General features: G+C 54.1%; 13 protein-coding genes and 3 tRNA genes. 8 read left to right on the top strand and 8 right to left on the bottom strand.

Going from position 1 to position 16,133, the window contains the following annotated elements:
- Positions 1 to 56: 56 nt before the first annotated feature.
- The 6 genes from ACVLVH_RS14375 to ACVLVH_RS14400 all read left to right on the top strand — a co-directional run bounded on the left by ACVLVH_RS14375 (position 57) and on the right by ACVLVH_RS14400 (position 4,113).
- Positions 57 to 1,430: an MATE family efflux transporter gene (locus tag ACVLVH_RS14375; RefSeq protein ID WP_110866029.1), complete on the top strand. Its 1,374-nt coding sequence runs from the start codon at positions 57 to 59 to the stop codon at positions 1,428 to 1,430.
- Between the two features lie 134 nt (positions 1,431 to 1,564).
- Positions 1,565 to 1,641, top strand: a tRNA-Val gene (locus tag ACVLVH_RS14380).
- A gap of 3 nt (positions 1,642 to 1,644) precedes the next feature.
- Positions 1,645 to 1,721, top strand: a tRNA-Val gene (locus ACVLVH_RS14385).
- Between the two features lie 19 nt (positions 1,722 to 1,740).
- A tRNA-Val gene (locus ACVLVH_RS14390) sits at positions 1,741 to 1,817 on the top strand.
- A 342-nt stretch (positions 1,818 to 2,159) separates the two neighbouring features.
- Entirely contained in the window at positions 2,160 to 3,572 is a 1,413-nt protein-coding gene (gene pykF / locus ACVLVH_RS14395) for a pyruvate kinase PykF (protein WP_110866028.1), read from the top strand.
- A gap of 304 nt (positions 3,573 to 3,876) precedes the next feature.
- The gene (locus ACVLVH_RS14400) at positions 3,877 to 4,113 is read left to right on the top strand and encodes a major outer membrane lipoprotein (protein ID WP_007892735.1); all 237 of its coding nucleotides are present in this window, start codon (positions 3,877 to 3,879) and stop codon (positions 4,111 to 4,113) included.
- 75 nt (positions 4,114 to 4,188) lie between these two features.
- Here ACVLVH_RS14400 and ACVLVH_RS14405 read toward each other — a convergent pair whose 3' ends face one another.
- The 7 genes from ACVLVH_RS14405 to sufA form a co-directional block, all read right to left on the bottom strand.
- Positions 4,189 to 5,175 carry a L,D-transpeptidase family protein gene (locus tag ACVLVH_RS14405; RefSeq protein ID WP_101764555.1) on the bottom strand — a complete coding sequence of 329 codons (987 nt, stop codon included), beginning with the start codon at positions 5,173 to 5,175 and terminating at the stop codon, positions 4,189 to 4,191.
- Between the two features lie 61 nt (positions 5,176 to 5,236).
- Positions 5,237 to 5,653 carry a cysteine desulfuration protein SufE gene (gene sufE / locus ACVLVH_RS14410; RefSeq protein WP_101764556.1) on the bottom strand — a complete coding sequence of 139 codons (417 nt, stop codon included), beginning with the start codon at positions 5,651 to 5,653 and terminating at the stop codon, positions 5,237 to 5,239.
- A gap of 20 nt (positions 5,654 to 5,673) precedes the next feature.
- Positions 5,674 to 6,897: a cysteine desulfurase SufS gene (gene sufS, locus ACVLVH_RS14415; RefSeq protein ID WP_498949594.1), complete on the bottom strand. Its 1,224-nt coding sequence runs from the start codon at positions 6,895 to 6,897 to the stop codon at positions 5,674 to 5,676.
- On the bottom strand, positions 6,894 to 8,171 hold the full coding sequence (gene sufD / locus ACVLVH_RS14420; RefSeq protein WP_498949596.1) for a Fe-S cluster assembly protein SufD: 1,278 nt from the start codon (positions 8,169 to 8,171) through the stop codon (positions 6,894 to 6,896). Before sufD ends, sufS begins: the two co-directional genes overlap by 4 nt.
- Complete coding sequence (gene sufC, locus ACVLVH_RS14425; protein WP_008102973.1) at positions 8,146 to 8,892, bottom strand: Fe-S cluster assembly ATPase SufC; 747 nt, start codon at positions 8,890 to 8,892, stop codon at positions 8,146 to 8,148. Before sufC ends, sufD begins: the two co-directional genes overlap by 26 nt.
- A 34-nt stretch (positions 8,893 to 8,926) precedes the next feature.
- Positions 8,927 to 10,420 (bottom strand): Fe-S cluster assembly protein SufB, encoded by a 1,494-nt coding sequence (gene sufB / locus ACVLVH_RS14430; protein ID WP_101764559.1) that lies wholly within the window; start codon positions 10,418 to 10,420, stop codon positions 8,927 to 8,929.
- 7 nt (positions 10,421 to 10,427) lie between these two features.
- Positions 10,428 to 10,802, bottom strand: a complete 375-nt coding sequence (gene sufA, locus ACVLVH_RS14435; RefSeq protein WP_007892717.1) for a Fe-S cluster assembly scaffold SufA — start codon at positions 10,800 to 10,802, stop codon at positions 10,428 to 10,430.
- Between the two features lie 389 nt (positions 10,803 to 11,191).
- On the opposite strand from sufA, the gene ACVLVH_RS14440 reads away from it, so the two are divergent.
- Positions 11,192 to 11,596: a hypothetical protein gene (locus ACVLVH_RS14440; RefSeq protein ID WP_101764560.1), complete on the top strand. Its 405-nt coding sequence runs from the start codon at positions 11,192 to 11,194 to the stop codon at positions 11,594 to 11,596.
- A 30-nt stretch (positions 11,597 to 11,626) separates the two neighbouring features.
- Here the strand turns inward: ACVLVH_RS14440 and ydiJ are convergent, their stop codons facing one another.
- Positions 11,627 to 14,680 (bottom strand): D-2-hydroxyglutarate dehydrogenase YdiJ, encoded by a 3,054-nt coding sequence (gene ydiJ / locus ACVLVH_RS14445; RefSeq protein ID WP_498949597.1) that lies wholly within the window; start codon positions 14,678 to 14,680, stop codon positions 11,627 to 11,629.
- 205 nt (positions 14,681 to 14,885) lie between these two features.
- Between ydiJ and ydiK the strand changes: the two genes are divergently transcribed.
- A complete protein-coding gene (gene ydiK, locus ACVLVH_RS14450) occupies positions 14,886 to 15,998 on the top strand; it encodes an AI-2E family transporter YdiK (protein ID WP_101764562.1) in 1,113 nt (370 codons plus the stop codon).
- The last annotated feature ends 135 nt before the right edge of the window (positions 15,999 to 16,133 follow it).

Below are 16,133 nucleotides of genomic sequence, written 5' to 3' on the forward strand. Positions count from 1 at the left end.
GCGCGCATTCTTTGGGGATTTCGCCCCGCTCTCTTCATTAATTAAGCAGGTGTAACGTGCAGAAGTATTTTACCGAAGCGCGTCAATTGCTGGCCCTCGCGATCCCGGTCATCCTTGCTCAGGTGGCCCAGACTGCGATGGGATTTGTAGATACTGTTATGGCCGGTGCGGTAAGCGCCACGGATATGGCCGCCGTCGCTGTCGGCACCTCTATCTGGCTTCCCGCCATTCTGTTTGGTCATGGTCTTCTACTGGCTTTGACGCCTACCGTTGCGCAACTCAACGGTTCAGGACGACGCGAACGTATCGCGGAACAAGTACGCCAGGGATACTGGATGGCAATCGGTGTTGCACTCCTGATTATGGTGGTGCTGTGGAACGCCGGTTATCTGATTAACACCATGCATGATATCGATCCTGAATTGGCCGCCAAAGCCGAAGGATACCTGCATGCGTTGCTGTGGGGCGCACCGGGTTACCTGCTGTTCCAGGTGATGCGCAACCAATGCGAAGGTTTGTCGAAAACCAAACCGGCGATGCTGCTCGGCTTCCTCGGCCTAATGGTGAACATTCCGCTCAACTATGTGTTCATTTACGGCCATTTTGGTATGCCGGCCTTAGGCGGCGTCGGCTGCGGCGTGGCGACGGCATCGGTCTATTGGGTGATGTTCCTGGTGATGCGCTTCTGGGTGAAACGCATGGCAAGCATGCGCGACATCCGTATGAAAATGCGCTGGTCTGCACCGTCACGTGCGATTTTGTCACGCCTGTTCACGCTGGGTTTGCCGGTGGCATTGGCGCTGTTCTTTGAGGTGACGCTGTTTGCCGTGGTGGCGCTGTTGGTATCACCGCTCGGTATCGTGAAAGTGGCCGGACACCAGATTGCACTCAACTTCAGTTCGCTGATGTTCGTGTTGCCGCTGTCGCTCGGCGTCGCCACTACCATTCGCGTTGGCTATCGGCTGGGACAAGGTTCGGCCGAACAGGCGCGCGTTGCTGCGTGGACCGGGCAAGGCGTCGGCATCAGCATGGCGGCCATCACCGCACTGTTTACCGTGATTTTCCGTCACGATATCGCCGGCCTGTACACGGCAAATCCAGAAGTCATTACCCTTGCGGCACAGCTGATGTTGCTGGCGGCGATTTATCAGTTCTCAGATTCGATTCAGGTGATCGGCAGCGGTATCTTGCGCGGTTATAAAGACACGCGCTCGATCTTCTTCATCACCTTTATCGCCTACTGGGTGCTGGGTTTGCCGGTGGGTTATGTACTGGCGATGACGGATTGGGTCTTGCCGAAGTTGGGTCCCGCCGGCTTCTGGTGTGGCTTTATTATCGGCCTGACCTCCGCAGCAGTGATGATGATTTGGCGCATCCGTCGTTTGCAGCGCCTGCCTGCGCAGGTCATCCTGGCGCGCGCCGCGCGCTAAGTGGCTGGTAACGGCGAAAAAAACGACGCATAGCACAGTTGCTGGTCAGTCGTAGGGGAAAAACACTTTTTCCCCTTGCCAGCATCACGGCCTGCCGTTAATATTCGTCCCCGCTGTCGCCCTGACAGCGTGTTGCGCTCTTAGCTCAGTTGGTTAGAGCACCACCTTGACATGGTGGGGGTCGATGGTTCGAGTCCATTAGAGCGCACCAAGTGCGTCCGTAGCTCAGTTGGTTAGAGCACCACCTTGACATGGTGGGGGTCGGTGGTTCGAGTCCACTCGGACGCACCAATTTGTGAATTTCCTCAATGCGCTCTTAGCTCAGTTGGTTAGAGCACCACCTTGACATGGTGGGGGTCGATGGTTCGAGTCCATTAGAGCGCACCACTCTGGTTTTATCTCCTTGCGCAACACCTTTTTCTTGATCTGCATCGTCTATATCGCGCCGCTTTTATATTGGTTTTCGCATACTTAGCGACTATACTATGCCGCGTTGTTCCACCTGAAAGGTTTCAGCGCTAACGTGCCTATGCAAACAACTCCAATGATTTGCGCAACACTGATCACTCAGTTCCCTCGCGTACTGCATAACTTCTCTGCACGCTTTGCTTTCGTCTCCTATTCTTATTTCTGTGAAATCCGATCCAACACCATAAATATTCTCACTTCGGTGCCGTGCGCATCGAATCCCGACCTTTATCATCCATCACAACTTATAGAAAACCTGACATGAAAAAGACCAAAATCGTTTGTACTATCGGTCCAAAAACCGAATCCGAAGAAATGCTGACCCAACTGCTGGAAGCGGGCATGAACGTGATGCGCCTTAACTTCTCGCACGGGGATTACGCTGAACATGGCCAACGCATCACCAACATGCGTGCCGTTATGGAAAAAACCGGTCGTCAGGCCGCTATTCTGCTGGACACCAAAGGTCCGGAAATTCGTACCATGAAACTGGAAGGCGGCAACGATGTGTCGTTGAAAGCCGGCCAGACCTTCACCTTCACCACCGATCAGTCAGTCATTGGTAACAGCGAACGTGTTGCCGTGACCTACGCCGGCTTCACTGAAGACCTGAAAATTGGTAACACCGTTCTGGTCGACGATGGTTTGATCGGTATGCAGGTCACAGAAGTGACTGAGAATTCAGTAATCTGTAATGTCCTGAACAATGGCGATCTGGGTGAGAACAAGGGCGTTAACCTGCCAGGTGTCTCCATTCAGCTGCCTGCATTGGCGGAAAAAGATAAGCGCGACCTGATCTTTGGTTGCGAGCAGAACGTTGATTTCGTCGCCGCTTCGTTTATCCGTAAGCGTTCTGACGTGCTGGAAATCCGTGAGCACCTGAAAGCGCATGGCGGCGAGCATATCCAGATCATCTCGAAAATCGAGAACCAGGAAGGCCTGAACAACTTTGATGAGATCCTCGAAGCCTCAGACGGCATCATGGTTGCTCGTGGCGACCTCGGCGTTGAGATCCCGGTTGAGGAAGTGATCTTCGCGCAGAAGATGATGATTAAGAAATGTAATAAAGCACGCAAAGTGGTCATCACCGCGACGCAGATGCTGGATTCCATGATCAAGAACCCACGCCCTACCCGCGCGGAAGCCGGCGACGTGGCGAACGCCATCCTCGACGGTACCGATGCGGTCATGCTGTCTGGTGAGAGTGCTAAAGGTCGTTATCCACTGGAGTCGGTCACCATCATGGCGACCATCTGTGAGCGTACCGATCGCGTGATGAAATCGCGCATTGACTCGCTGCAGGACTCACGCAAGCTGCGCATCACCGAAGCGGTATGCCGCGGTGCCGTTGAGACTGCAGAGAAGCTGGAAGCACCACTGATTGTTGTAGCCACCGAAGGTGGTAAATCTGCTAAAGCTATCCGTAAGTATTTCCCGGATGCCACCATTCTGGCGCTCACCACCAACGAAACCACCGCTCGTCAGCTGATTCTGAGCAAAGGTATCGAAACTCATCTGGTGAGAGAAATTGCCTCAACTGATGATTTCTACCGCATTGGTAAAGAAATGGCGCTGGAAAGCGGATATGCGCAGAAAGGCGATGTGGTGGTAATGGTTTCAGGTGCATTAGTACCAAGCGGAACGACAAACACCGCGTCTGTACATGTAATCTGATTAGCAACTGAATTTTTATTTAAAAGCGCCTTTTAAAGGCGCTTTTTTTATTGCAGAGGTAATACAAAAGCCAGAAATTTCCAATCGAAATTAACTATTCAAAATCTCGTATGATTAAGGTTAGTCCGATTAAATCTCTCTGTTTTAGCTAATTATTTTCATCATCTTCTGTTAAATGCTGTTTCTTTGAGCGAACGATCAAATTTAAGCATGTTCTCATCAAAAATTTATTCTCAACTCAAAAAGCTTTGTGTAATACTTGTAACGCTACATGGAGATTAACTCAATCTAGAGGGTATAAAGAATGAATCGCACTAAACTGGTACTGGGCGCTGTAATCCTGGCTTCAACTATGCTGGCTGGTTGCTCAAGCAACGCTAAAATCGACCAACTGTCTTCAGACGTTCAGACTCTGAACGCTAAAGTTGATCAGCTGAGCAACGACGTGAACGCAATCCGTTCTGACGTTCAGGCTGCTAAAGATGACGCAGCTCGTGCTAACCAGCGTCTGGACAACCAGGCTCACTCTTACCGTAAGTAAGAGTTCTGGTTTGAAAAATGGTGCCCATGTGGCACCATTTTTTTTGTCCTGATTCTGCGATTCTCTGGTCCGAATTCAGGGCTGCGCCACGGCCTCACCACGCTGCTCCATTGGTACTGCGCTTTCATCTGTCACCGGCTCACCGCTGCTCACTAATACCGGCATCCCGGAACGTCGGGCTATCGCTTCCTTGATCAACGCCGTATCACTCTTCTCGCTCTTCGAGAAGGCTTTCAGCTGCGCTGACTGCGCAATCGGCATGGTTTGCGGATCGTCCTTATCATTACGTGATAACGGCTGATGCACTTCAACGTAGCGCTTACCGTCGGGTTCAATCGCATATTTGATGGGCTGATTGATCACCTGCACCCGCGTCCCTTTCGGCACGCTATTGAACAGCGCTTCAATATCATCCGGTCGCAGGCGAATGCAGCCGGAACTCACGCGCATGCCAATACCAAAGTCAGCATTGGTGCCGTGAATCAAATACTGACCGGTCCCACGCGCCAGACGCATCGCAAACAGCCCCATTGGGTTATCAGGCCCGGCTGGCACCACGCCCGGCAAAGTAATGCCCTCTTTGGCGTAGCGCTTGCGGATATTGGTGGTTGGCGTCCAGGTAGGATTCGGGATTTTCTGGCTGATGCTGGTGACCATGGTTGGCGTCATAGCGCCTAACTGACCGATCCCGATCGGATAGACGACCACACGATCTTCACCTTTCGGATAATAGTAAAGTCGCAGTTCCGCGAGGTTAATCACGATACCTTCCCGCGGTGCATCGGGTAGCAGCATCTGCAGTGGCACGGTTAATTGTGTGCCAGCCTTGGGGAGCCAGGGATCAACGCCTGGATTAGCTTCAAGCATGCCGAGCATGCCTATCTTATAACGTGCGGCAATGCTCTCCAGCGGCCGCTTGTCATCCGGCACGGTGGTCAGGGTGTTTTCGCCAATCAAACGGCTGTTATCGGCCGGTAGGGGATATTCCGTAGCAAATGCAGGTGCAGAGAGTCCGCAACAGGACAACAGCAATGCACCGGCTAAACGTAAGGCTGGTTTCATGCAATTTTCTCTTTGTCGGATAGAACAGACCCCGGTCAAGCCGGGGTCTGGAGAGTGTAACTTAGCTGAGGGTCTGAGCGTTATGCCGGATCGCGCGGATCATCGCTTCCAGCCCCTGCGAACGCGAGGGAGTGAGATGTGAGGTCAGCGCCAATTCGCCGAACCAGTGGCGCACATCGAGATCGAGAATCTCTGACGCCTTAAGCCCTTGATACAGGCTAAATACCACTGCAATCAACCCTTTAACGATGGCGGCATCGCTGTCGCCTTCGAGGGCAATGGTGCCATCGGCCTGCGGGGTCATGCGTATCCACACCTGGCTCTGACAACCTGAAATCACGTGTTCCGGCTGCTGTAAGCTTTCGGAGGATTCTGGTAATTTCCCACCGAGTTCAATGATGTAGAGGTACTTCTCTTCCCAGTTAGCGCAACGATTAAAGTTACGCACTAATCTCTCTTTATCTGGCAAATTCGCCATGAATCACTCCTGAAGTCTGCTCAACCGCCCAGCAGACGATGAATACGGGTCAAACCTGCGGCCAGACGATCGGCTTCTTCTTCGGTGTTATACAGCGCGAAGGAGGCACGACACATGGCCGGCACCGCATAATGACGCATCAGCGGCATCGCACAGTGATGGCCGGTGCGGATCGCAATACCGTATTGATCAAGGAAACTACCGACATCAAAGGCGTGATGGTTACCGAGGTTGAAGGCCACTACGCCGCTGCGGCTTTCCGGGCCGTAAATCACCAGATCCGGCACCGAAGCCAGTTTGTCCAGCGCATAACGCATCAGCATCGATTCGCGCTGATGAATCACGTCCAGGCCCAGTTCGCTGATCCACGTTAACGCCGCACCCAAACCAATGATGCCGCCGGTATTTGGCGTGCCCGCTTCGAAACGCCATGGTGTAGTGTTAAAGGTGGTGCCGGTTGGCAGCACAACCTCCGAAATCATCGAACCGCCGCCTTCCCAGGGTGGCATGATCTCCTGCAACGCTTTACGCGCATACAACACACCAATGCCGGTCGGACCATAAATTTTATGGCCGGAGAAAGCGTAGAAATCGCAGTCGATATCCTGCACATCCACCGTGTGATGCATCACCGCCTGCGCGCCATCCACCAACGTAATCACACCAGCGGCTTTCGCTTGTGCCACGATAGTTTTTACGGGATTGACGGTGCCGAGCACGTTAGAAACGTGGGTGACCGCCAGCAAACGGGTGCGGCTATCAATCAAGCCGCTCAGCTGTTCCAGCGCCAGCTCGCCCTGCGCATTCAGCGGCAAAACGCGAATTTCTGCGCCGGTACGCTGCGCCACTATTTGCCACGGCACGATGTTAGCGTGATGCTCCATCTCGGTGACGATGATGTTGTCGCCCGGCTGCAACTGACTGCCGCCCCAACTGTTCGCCACCAGATTGATGGCTTCCGTGGTGCCTTTGACGAAAATAATCTCTTCTGGCGAAGCGGTGTTAAGAAAACGCGCGGCCTGATGACGTACGTTCTCCATGTCGGTGGTCGCCTGCGCGCTCAACGAATGGATACCACGGTGCACGGCCGCATAGCCGTGCTGGTAGAAATAACTTTCCGCATTGATGACCGCGAGCGGGCGCTGTGCGCTGGCCGCGCTATCAAGGTAGGCCAGCGGATGTCCGTTGACCTCACGTTTCAGAATCGGAAATTCCGCTCTGATGCGTTCGAGATCGAAACTCATGACTCAACTCCCGGGATACGCGCGGCAATGCGCTGCAGCACCACCTGACGCAGTACCGGATTCTCCAGCGTTTCGGTGAGTTCAGCGGCAAAGGCATGGATGATCATACGCTGTGCGGCAGTCTCATCGATGCCGCGCGAGCGCAGGTAGAACATCTGCTCTTCATCAATACGACCAATGGTCGCACCGTGGCTGCACTTCACGTCATCCGCATAGATTTCCAGCTGCGGCTTGGTGTCCACTTCAGCCAGACGGCCCAGCAACAGGTTGTTGTTGGTCATCTGTCCATCGGTTTTCAGCGCGTGCTGCGCCACTTTGATCATGCCGTTGAACACCGCACGACCTTTATCGCGCGCGATGACTTTATGCATCTGACGGCTGGTGCAGTAGCCTTTGTTGTGTTCCAGATAGCTGCGGGTATCGCACACTTCCTGATTCACCGGCAACGACAAGCTGTTGATCGCCAGATTGGTATTTTCGCCATTCAGCTGCGCGCTGGTGTTATGACGCGATAAGCCGGCACCCAGCAGGAAGCTGGTAGTGGCCACATTCGCATCGCGGCCCATCACCACATCATTGTGCGCGAAGTGGTAAGCTTTCTCGCTCTCAAATGACAGTTTGATGTGCTGCAGTTTGGCATTGTCGGCCACGTCGAAAGTGAAACGCGCGCCGGTAAAGTGCGCCACGTCATTCAGCGTGACATAGTGCTCAATCACTTCCGCTTCTGCGCTGGCTTCCAGCTGCAGATGGTGGCGATGGTGCACGGTGTTAGTGCCCGCATCCTGACCGCTGGTGATGTGCAACAGATAAAGCGGTTTAGCCGCTGATTTACCACGCGCCAGACGAATTGTCGTGGCTTCTTCTGCCAGACTTTCAGTCAGATGCAGGAACACTTCCGGCTGAATCGGTGCCGGTAGCGGACGACGCTCAGAAGCCTGCGCATGCTGAATTTCAAACAGGCCGGTATCACGGCTGCTCAATTCAGCCTGAAAACGACCGTCAACAAACACCAAACGCACCGCATCAACCGGCAGCGCCAGCGCTTCAACTTGTTCCGCGCTCACTTCCTGCGGCTGCGGCAGCACAAACTGCTGCGCCAACAGGCCATCAAGCGGCGTGTATTTCCAGTTTTCATGCTTACGCGTCGGCAGGCCGACACGCATCAGTTGCTGCCAGTGCTGCTGCGCCTGCAAAGAACGTACGTCACCGCGCAATTCAAACAGATGATGCCACTGCTGCAGGGCGTTATCACTCCTGGTCGGTAAGCCAGCCATAGCCTTGCTCCTCCAACTGTTTCACCAGCGAGAAGTCGCCAGATTTAACGATCTTGCCCTGATACAGCACATGTACGTGGTCCGGCTTGATGTAATCCAGAATACGCTGGTAGTGCGTCACGATGATGAATGAACGCTTACCGTCGCGCAGGCTGTTTACGCCTTCTGCCACGATTTTCAGCGCATCGATATCCAGACCGGAGTCGGTTTCATCAAGGATGCACAGCTCAGGTTCCAGTGCCGCCATCTGCAGGATGTCGTTGCGCTTCTTCTCACCACCAGAGAAGCCCACGTTCACTGAACGGGTCAGCAAATCTTCTGGCATCTTCAGCAGCTGGATTTTATCTTCGATGAAATCCTGGAAGTCGAAACGGTCCAGCGGCTCCTGCTCACGGTATTTACGTACCGCGTTGACCGAGGTCTGCAGGAAAAACTGGTTGCTGACGCCCGGAATTTCTACCGGATACTGGAACGCCATGAAGATGCCTTCACCGGCACGCTCTTCTGGCTCAAGCTCCAGCAGATCTTTGCCCTTGAAGGTGACAGAACCGCCAGTGACTTCGTAATCTTCACGGCCAGCCAGCGTTGCAGACAGGGTACTTTTACCTGAACCGTTCGGTCCCATGATGGCGTGGACTTCGCCCGGTTTCACTTCAAGGTTCAGACCGCGCAAAATCTCTTTGTCTTCAACGCTAACCTGCAAATCTTTAATGCTTAACATACTCTTTCCTTCACATTGCTTCCGGCAACGGGCATCAGCCCACACTGTGCTCAAGGCTGATAGCTAACAATTTTTGCGCTTCCACGGCGAATTCCAGTGGCAGCTCGGAGAAAACGTCTTTGCAGAAGCCGTTGACGATCATTGAGATCGCATCTTCTTCGCTGATGCCACGCTGCAGGCAGTAGAACATCTGATCTTCACCGATGCGCGAGGTGGTGGCTTCGTGCTCCAGATGGGCGGTGTTGTTGCGCGTTTCCACATACGGGAAGGTGTGCGCACCGCACTCGGCACCAATCAGCATCGAATCACACTGGGTGAAGTTACGCGCGTTGGTCGCGGTTGGCATGATTTTCACCAGGCCACGATAGGTGTTCTGACTCTTACCGGCAGAGATACCTTTGGAGATGATGGTCGACTTGGTGTTTTTACCGATGTGAATCATCTTGGTACCGGTATCCGCCTGCTGGCGGCCTGCGGTCAGTGCGACCGAGTAGAACTCACCGATCGAGTAATCACCGCGCAGAATGCAGCTAGGATATTTCCAGGTGATCGCCGAACCCGTCTCAGACTGCGTCCAGGACATCTTGCTGTGATCGCCTTCGCACAGAGCACGTTTGGTCACGAAGTTGAGGATACCGCCCTCGCCTTCGCCGCCTGGGAACCAGTTCTGTACGGTGGAGTATTTCACTTCAGCGTTTTTATGGATGATCACTTCTACCACTGCGGCGTGCAGCTGATAGGTGTCACGCACAGGCGCAGAGCAACCTTCGATGTAGCTGACGTAGCTGTCTTCATCGGCGATCAAAATGGTGCGCTCGAACTGACCGGTTTTTGCCGCGTTGATGCGGAAATAGGTCGACAGCTCCATCGGGCAACGTACACCTTTCGGGATATAAACGAAGGTACCGTCAGAGGCCACAGCGGAGTTCAGCGCAGCGAAGAAGTTATCGTTTGGCGGCACGACGGTGCCGAGATACTTCTGCACCAGCTCAGGGTGATCGTGAATCGCTTCGCCGAACGAGCAGAAGATGATGCCCTGCTCCGCCAGCTTGCCGCGATAGGTGGTTGAAACCGAGACGGAGTCGAAAATCGCATCCACCGCCACTTCACGACCTTCACGCACCGGAACGCCTAACTGGTTGAACGCGTCTTCCACTTCCTTCGTCAGGTAGTCACTGGACGCGACGCTGCCGGAGGTTTGCGTGGCACCGGGTTCAGAAGCACAGCTGTCATCACAGTTGCCGCAGGACGGCGCGGAATAGTAGCTGTAATCCTGATAATCCAGTTTCTCGTAATGCGCTTTCAGCCAGTGCGGCTCTTCCATTTGCTCCCAGGCGCGGAACGCCTTGAGACGGAATTCAAGCATCCATTCAGGTTCGTTACGTTTAGCCGAAATGGCGCGCACCACATCTTCATTGATGCCGTGGGCAAATTCTTCAGTTTGTAACTGGGTAAAGAAGCCCTCTTTATAGTTGAGCTTACCTTCCCACATTTGTACATCGTCAGATGCTTCGCTGTGTCGTGACATATTTCACTTACTCGACGCCAAAGCTTTCACCGCACCCGCAGGCGTGTTGAGCTTTAGGGTTGTTGAATTTAAAAATCTGGTTAAGACCTTCGCGGACATAATCCAGCTCGGTACCGTCAACAAACGGCATCGCCTGAAGTGGCACAAACAGTTTTGCGCCGAATTGCTCAAACTGCAGGTCGTCATCGGCAGGATCTTTCACCAGGTCCATAACGTACCCAAAACCGGCACAGCCGGACGTTTTCACACCCAGTTTCAAGCCCTTGACTTCAGGGTCTTGTTCTACCAGGTTAAGAATCTGTTTCGCTGCCGATTCGGTCAGCGTGAGCCCTTTCCAGACGAAATCTTCGGGTGAAAAAGAGTCGGCATTTACTGATGACATTGTGCTACCTCGTATGTCTGAGCCTTTTCAGGCTATCCCCCTATGGTAGTGATATCAGATATCACTTCAACCTCTTGTTTTGCAGGGATAATCATCTCGTGCTGTTTTTTACTGCTGCTTTATTAAGCATAGTCGCTTCAAAGCAGATTGACGGCAGCATTCCCGTGCGCGCCTGACCAACGTAACCCGTTAAATTGTCGTAAAATTTCCAAAATCAATTTTACGTTTCCATCCTGATTGATAGGTTACGCCTTTCCACTATGTAAAGAAATTGTTATTACCGATTTTAGTAACAGGCAGAGGAAATCAATAAAATTTCACAGCGGGAATTGCATTCCTGACGCGGTTTAATATGATAATGATTATCATTAACCTAAAAAGGTGGCGATATGACGCTTACCGTCTCAGCCTGGTTACAACATAAAATCGACGAATATAAGTTTTCGGTGCGTGATATCACCGTTGACTTCTACATGGCTCAGGCAAAGCTCAACCGCACTGATTGCACGCTCGACCAACTGCGTCGCTTTAACGACACCTGTCTTGATATGGCAGAAATCTGCGAAATCAACGGCGACGATCACAGCTTTCTGCATGCCATGGGCAAGCTCCATCACCGCTTAGTGCAGGAGATGGGCAATGCCGATCGTGACCGTTTGTTCCGGATTCAGGCCTATCAACTGGCGCGCCTGTCATTAACACGCTTGTGTCATCAACTGGCGCTCAGCGGCGAGTGGGATCAAGCCACCCGCCTGCAGAGTGATTTTGTTCGCCACGCAGGCTGGATATTCTAATCCAGCTTTGTGACGTCTCCTACAATTTGTTTACATCATTTCCAGTAATGCTTGCAGTGGATGACGCATGCCATTGCCTTCTGCGCGTTTTACCTGGCTACGACACGAAAAACCGGTTGCCAGACAGCGCTGACGCGGCAGCTTTTGCAATTGCGGATGCCAGGACAGCTCATAAATCCCCAGCGAATTCTCCAGGTTTACGCTTTCATGGCCGTAGGTTCCCGCCATTCCGCAGCAGCCCACATTGACGTTTTCCAGCTTCGCACCAAAGCGCGCAAAAATGCTCTGCCACTGATTCGGCGTGGACGGTAGCGCGGTCACTTCGGTGCAGTGCGCAAACAGATACCAGGCTTCGCCGCTGGCGGTTTGCTCCGCACGTGCCGACAAGGCGGTTTGCAGCCACTCATGCACCAGCTGCACGTTAAACTCGCCGCGCTGCTCGCCCAGCACCTGATGGTACTCATCGCGGTAACAGAGCACTGTCGCCGGATCGACACCGACCATCGGCATGCCCAGTTTTGCCACGCGATTGAGAAAATCAGCGGTTTTGCTGGCGGTGCGCGCAAAGCGCTGCAGGAAGCCTTTCACATGCTGCGCCTTGCCATTCGGTGAGAACGGCAGTAGCACCGGACGATAACCGAGTTTCTCAATCAGCTTGACGAAATCGGTGACCAGCTGTGCCTCGTAATAGCTGGTAAAGGGATCTTGCACCACCAGCACGCAGTTTTCGCGTTGCGCCGCATCCAGCGCTTCTAACTGCTCCAGCGTCAGGTTCATCGCTGGATGGCCGCCTAACTGCTGCTTGAGGCTCGGCGATGACAGCAGCGGCAAATCCACCATGCCGATATGCTTTTTGCTCAGTTCGCGCATCCACGGCTGCTTGAGGAAAAAGTTGAACACCTTAGGCGCTTTGGCCATCAGCGGCGCATAACTCTCCACAGTGGCCACCAGATGATCGCTCATCGGGCGCAGATAGCGGGTGTGATACAGCTGCAGGAAGCGTGAACGGAAGTTCGGCACATCGATCTTGATTGGGCACTGCGTCGAGCAGGCTTTACACGCCAGGCAGCCCGACATCGCCTCTTTCACTTCGTGTGAGAAGTCATATTCGCCCTGATTTGCGTGCCAGGTATTACGCGTGCGCTGAATCAGCGTACGCAAGCTGGCGCCCTGTTTCGGCAGCGCCTGCTCAAGTTGGGTAGGATCCACGCCCTGCTCGGAGAGCAAACGCAGCCATTCACGCGTGAGTGTGGCGCGCGCTTTCGGCGAGTGAATGCGGTTGCGGGTAATTTTCATCGACGGGCACATTGGGCTACGTGCATCGAAGTTGAAGCACAAACCGTTGCCATTACACTCCATCGCACCGCGCCACTCGTTGCGCACCGTAACCGGAATCTGCCGATCGTAGGTGCCGCGTTTCACCGCATCAACCTGCATCATCGGTTCATCACTGCCGAGCGGCGTACAGATTTTGCCGGGATTCATGCGGTTGTCAGGATCGAACGCGGCTTTGATGCGGCGCAGCTCATTGAATAACGTTTCGCCAAAGAACTCCGGGCTGTACTGCGCGCGGAAACCTTTGCCGTGCTCGCCCCACAATAAACCGCCGTAGCGCGCGGTCAGCGCCACCACTTCATCGGAGATCTGCTTCATCAGCAGCTCCTGCTGCGGATCGCACATATCCAGCGCCGGACGCACATGCAGCACGCCCGCATCCACGTGCCCAAACATGCCGTAGCTCAGGCCGTGGCTGTCAAGCAGCGCGCGAAAATCGACGATGTAATCCGCCAGCTGTTCTGGTGGCACCGCGGTATCTTCCACAAACGGAATCGGCTTGGCGCGCCCTTTGGCGTTCCCCAACAGGCCAACCGCTTTTTTGCGCATATTATAGATGCGCTCGATACCGCCTAAATCGTCACACAGTTGATAGCCGATGACGCCGCCCATCTGCTGCTGCATCAGCTCTTCTAAGCGCTGACATAGCGTGCTGATCTGCTGCTCAATCAGTTCGCCATCGTCACCGGCAAACTCCACGATGTTGAGCCCCAGCATCTGTTTATCTGGCACATCGGTAATCAATTCATTTACCGAATGCCAGACGATATCTTCTCGCGCCAGATTCAGGACTTTCGAGTCAACGGTTTCCACCGACAGCGCTTTGGCTTCCACCATAAAAGGGGCGTTACGCAGGGCCGAGTCGAATGAATCGTATTTGATGTTGACCAGACGGCGCACTTTAGGGATGGGCGTGATGTCGAGGCGTGCTTCGGTAATAAAGGCCAATGTGCCTTCCGCGCCGCACAGCAAACGCGTCAAATCAAACGTCTGCAAATCGTCGCTGAACACATGACGCAAATCGTAGCCGGTCAGGAAGCGATTGAGCTTGGGGAATTTCTCCAGAATCAGATCGCGCTGTTCGCGGCAGCGACTCAACACCTGCTGGTAAATGCGCCCTTCCGCGGTCGGCGTGCTGGCCAGCTGTTCCGCCAGTTCAGTCGGCATGGCGCGCGTATCAAGGATATCGCCACCCAGCAGCACCGCGCGCAGGCCTTCCACGTGATCGGAGGTTTTGCCATACACCAGCGAACCCTGGCCTGAAGCATCGGTGTTGATCATGCCGCCGAGCGTGGCGCGGTTGCTGGTGGAGAGCTCCGGCGAGAAGAAGAAGCCATACGGCTTGAGCCACGCATTGAGCTGATCTTTCACCACGCCCGCTTCAACCCGCACCCAACCTTGCTCGGTGTTGATTTCCAGGATGCGGTTCATGTAGCGCGACAGATCTACCACGATGCCCTGATTCAGCGACTGTCCGTTGGTGCCGGTGCCGCCACCGCGTGGCGTAAACACCAGGCTGGTAAAACGGGTTTCACCGGCAAGGCGCGCAATCAACGCCACATCCGCCGTCGAGCGCGGAAACAGCGCCGCATCAGGCAGCAGCTGATAAATACTGTTGTCGGTGGCAAGCGAGAGGCGATCGGCATAGCTGGTGGCGGTATCGCCGGTAAAGCCTTGCTCTTTCAAGGACTGCAGGAATGTCAGCACCAGTTGAACGAGGCCCGGTGCCTGAGAAATCTGTGGGATCATTATTGAGTGACCGAGATGTTGTAAACGTTTGCGTCGTGATTTTTTTCAGCCCTTGGTTTTATCATACTTTTCTGCTGGCTGCTGTTTTTTCAGGAAAGCGCGCCGCCGTCGCTGCTTTTCCTGTTTAATTTTCAGGAAATAGATCATCATTAATCAGGGCTGTTCAGCCCCACTCTGAAGGATTCAATCGAGGTTAACCGTTGTGATGAAAGACCTGCAACGCGGTATGGATTTACCGCAAATGCTGTTTTCACTGATGTTCATTCTAATCATGATCATCGCCAGTCTGTGGGTGGTGCAGCCCTTTATTCTAGGCTTCGCCTGGGCCAGCATGGTGGTGATCGCCACCTGGCCGTTGATGATTCGTCTACAGCACATGTTGTGGGGACGCCGCTCGCTGGCGGTGATCGCCATGACCATTTTGCTATTACTGCTGTTTATTATTCCTATCGCCCTGCTGGTCAGCAGCCTGATTGATAACAGTGCGCCGGTGATCGCCTGGGCAACGCAGCGCCATCTGGTAATGCCTGACTTCGATTGGTTGCGACAGATTCCCTACGTCGGCAGGAAACTCTACTCGAGCTACCACAAATTAGTGGATGGCGGCGGCGCGGCGATGCTGAATCAGGTGCAGCCTTATATTGGTCGCACCACCGGCTTCTTTGTGGCGCAGGCCGGCCACTTCGGCCGCTTTATGATGCACCTCATCGTGATGCTGTTGTTCAGCGTGCTGCTCTACTGGCGCGGCGAGCAGGTGGGCCACGGCATTCGTCATTTTGCCTATCGCATGAGTGGACGCCGTGGCGATGCCGCAGTGCTGCTGGCCGGTCAGGCGATTCGTGCTGTGGCGCTAGGCGTGGTGGTCACCGCGCTGGTTCAGGGCGTGCTCGGCGGTATTGGTTTAGCCATTTCCGGCATTCCTTACGCCACGCTGTTAACCGTGTTGATGATTCTGACCTGCCTGGTGCAGCTCGGGCCGCTGGTAGTGTTAGTGCCAGCGATTATCTGGCTGTACTGGAGCGGCGATACCACGTGGGGCACGGTGCTGCTGGTGTGGAGTTGCGTGGTCGGTACGCTGGACAGCGTGTTGCGTCCGGTGTTGATTCGCATGGGTGCCGATTTACCGATGATCCTGATTCTTTCCGGCGTTATTGGCGGATTGATTGCTTTCGGTATGATTGGGCTGTTTATCGGTCCGGTGGTCCTGGCGGTGTCTTATCGTCTGGTTTCAGTGTGGATGCATGAAGCGCCCGAACCGGATGACGATGTGCAGACCGCCATCGAAGCGTTGGCCGATCACGAAGAAGAACTACATTAAGCGTTCCCCGCCGGGTCGCCGTTCATGGCGACCTCATTCACATTAACGCCCACTCAGTGAAGATACACGTTCTCTCAGTTTTACATTGGCCTTACTTTAACCCGCCTAATGCCCCAACATCGCCACCGCGCATTT

It is taken from the genome of Kluyvera sp. 1366 (assembly GCF_054823405.1).

What these genes read in the sequence shown, in the direction of transcription:
- sufC (WP_008102973.1), bottom strand. Translation starts at nt 8,892, where the DNA reads ATGTTAAGCATTAAAGATTTGCAGGTTAGCGTTGAAGACAAAGAGATT.
- sufE (WP_101764556.1), bottom strand. Translation starts at nt 5,653, where the DNA reads ATGGCGAATTTGCCAGATAAAGAGAGATTAGTGCGTAACTTTAATCGT.
- pykF (WP_110866028.1), top strand. Translation starts at nt 2,160, where the DNA reads ATGAAAAAGACCAAAATCGTTTGTACTATCGGTCCAAAAACCGAATCC.
- sufS (WP_498949594.1), bottom strand. Translation starts at nt 6,897, where the DNA reads ATGAGTTTCGATCTCGAACGCATCAGAGCGGAATTTCCGATTCTGAAA.
- sufA (WP_007892717.1), bottom strand. Translation starts at nt 10,802, where the DNA reads ATGTCATCAGTAAATGCCGACTCTTTTTCACCCGAAGATTTCGTCTGG.
- ACVLVH_RS14440 (WP_101764560.1), top strand. Translation starts at nt 11,192, where the DNA reads ATGACGCTTACCGTCTCAGCCTGGTTACAACATAAAATCGACGAATAT.
- sufD (WP_498949596.1), bottom strand. Translation starts at nt 8,171, where the DNA reads ATGGCTGGCTTACCGACCAGGAGTGATAACGCCCTGCAGCAGTGGCAT.
- ydiJ (WP_498949597.1), bottom strand. Translation starts at nt 14,680, where the DNA reads ATGATCCCACAGATTTCTCAGGCACCGGGCCTCGTTCAACTGGTGCTG.
- ACVLVH_RS14405 (WP_101764555.1), bottom strand. Translation starts at nt 5,175, where the DNA reads ATGAAACCAGCCTTACGTTTAGCCGGTGCATTGCTGTTGTCCTGTTGC.
- sufB (WP_101764559.1), bottom strand. Translation starts at nt 10,420, where the DNA reads ATGTCACGACACAGCGAAGCATCTGACGATGTACAAATGTGGGAAGGT.
- ACVLVH_RS14400 (WP_007892735.1), top strand. Translation starts at nt 3,877, where the DNA reads ATGAATCGCACTAAACTGGTACTGGGCGCTGTAATCCTGGCTTCAACT.
- ydiK (WP_101764562.1), top strand. Translation starts at nt 14,886, where the DNA reads ATGAAAGACCTGCAACGCGGTATGGATTTACCGCAAATGCTGTTTTCA.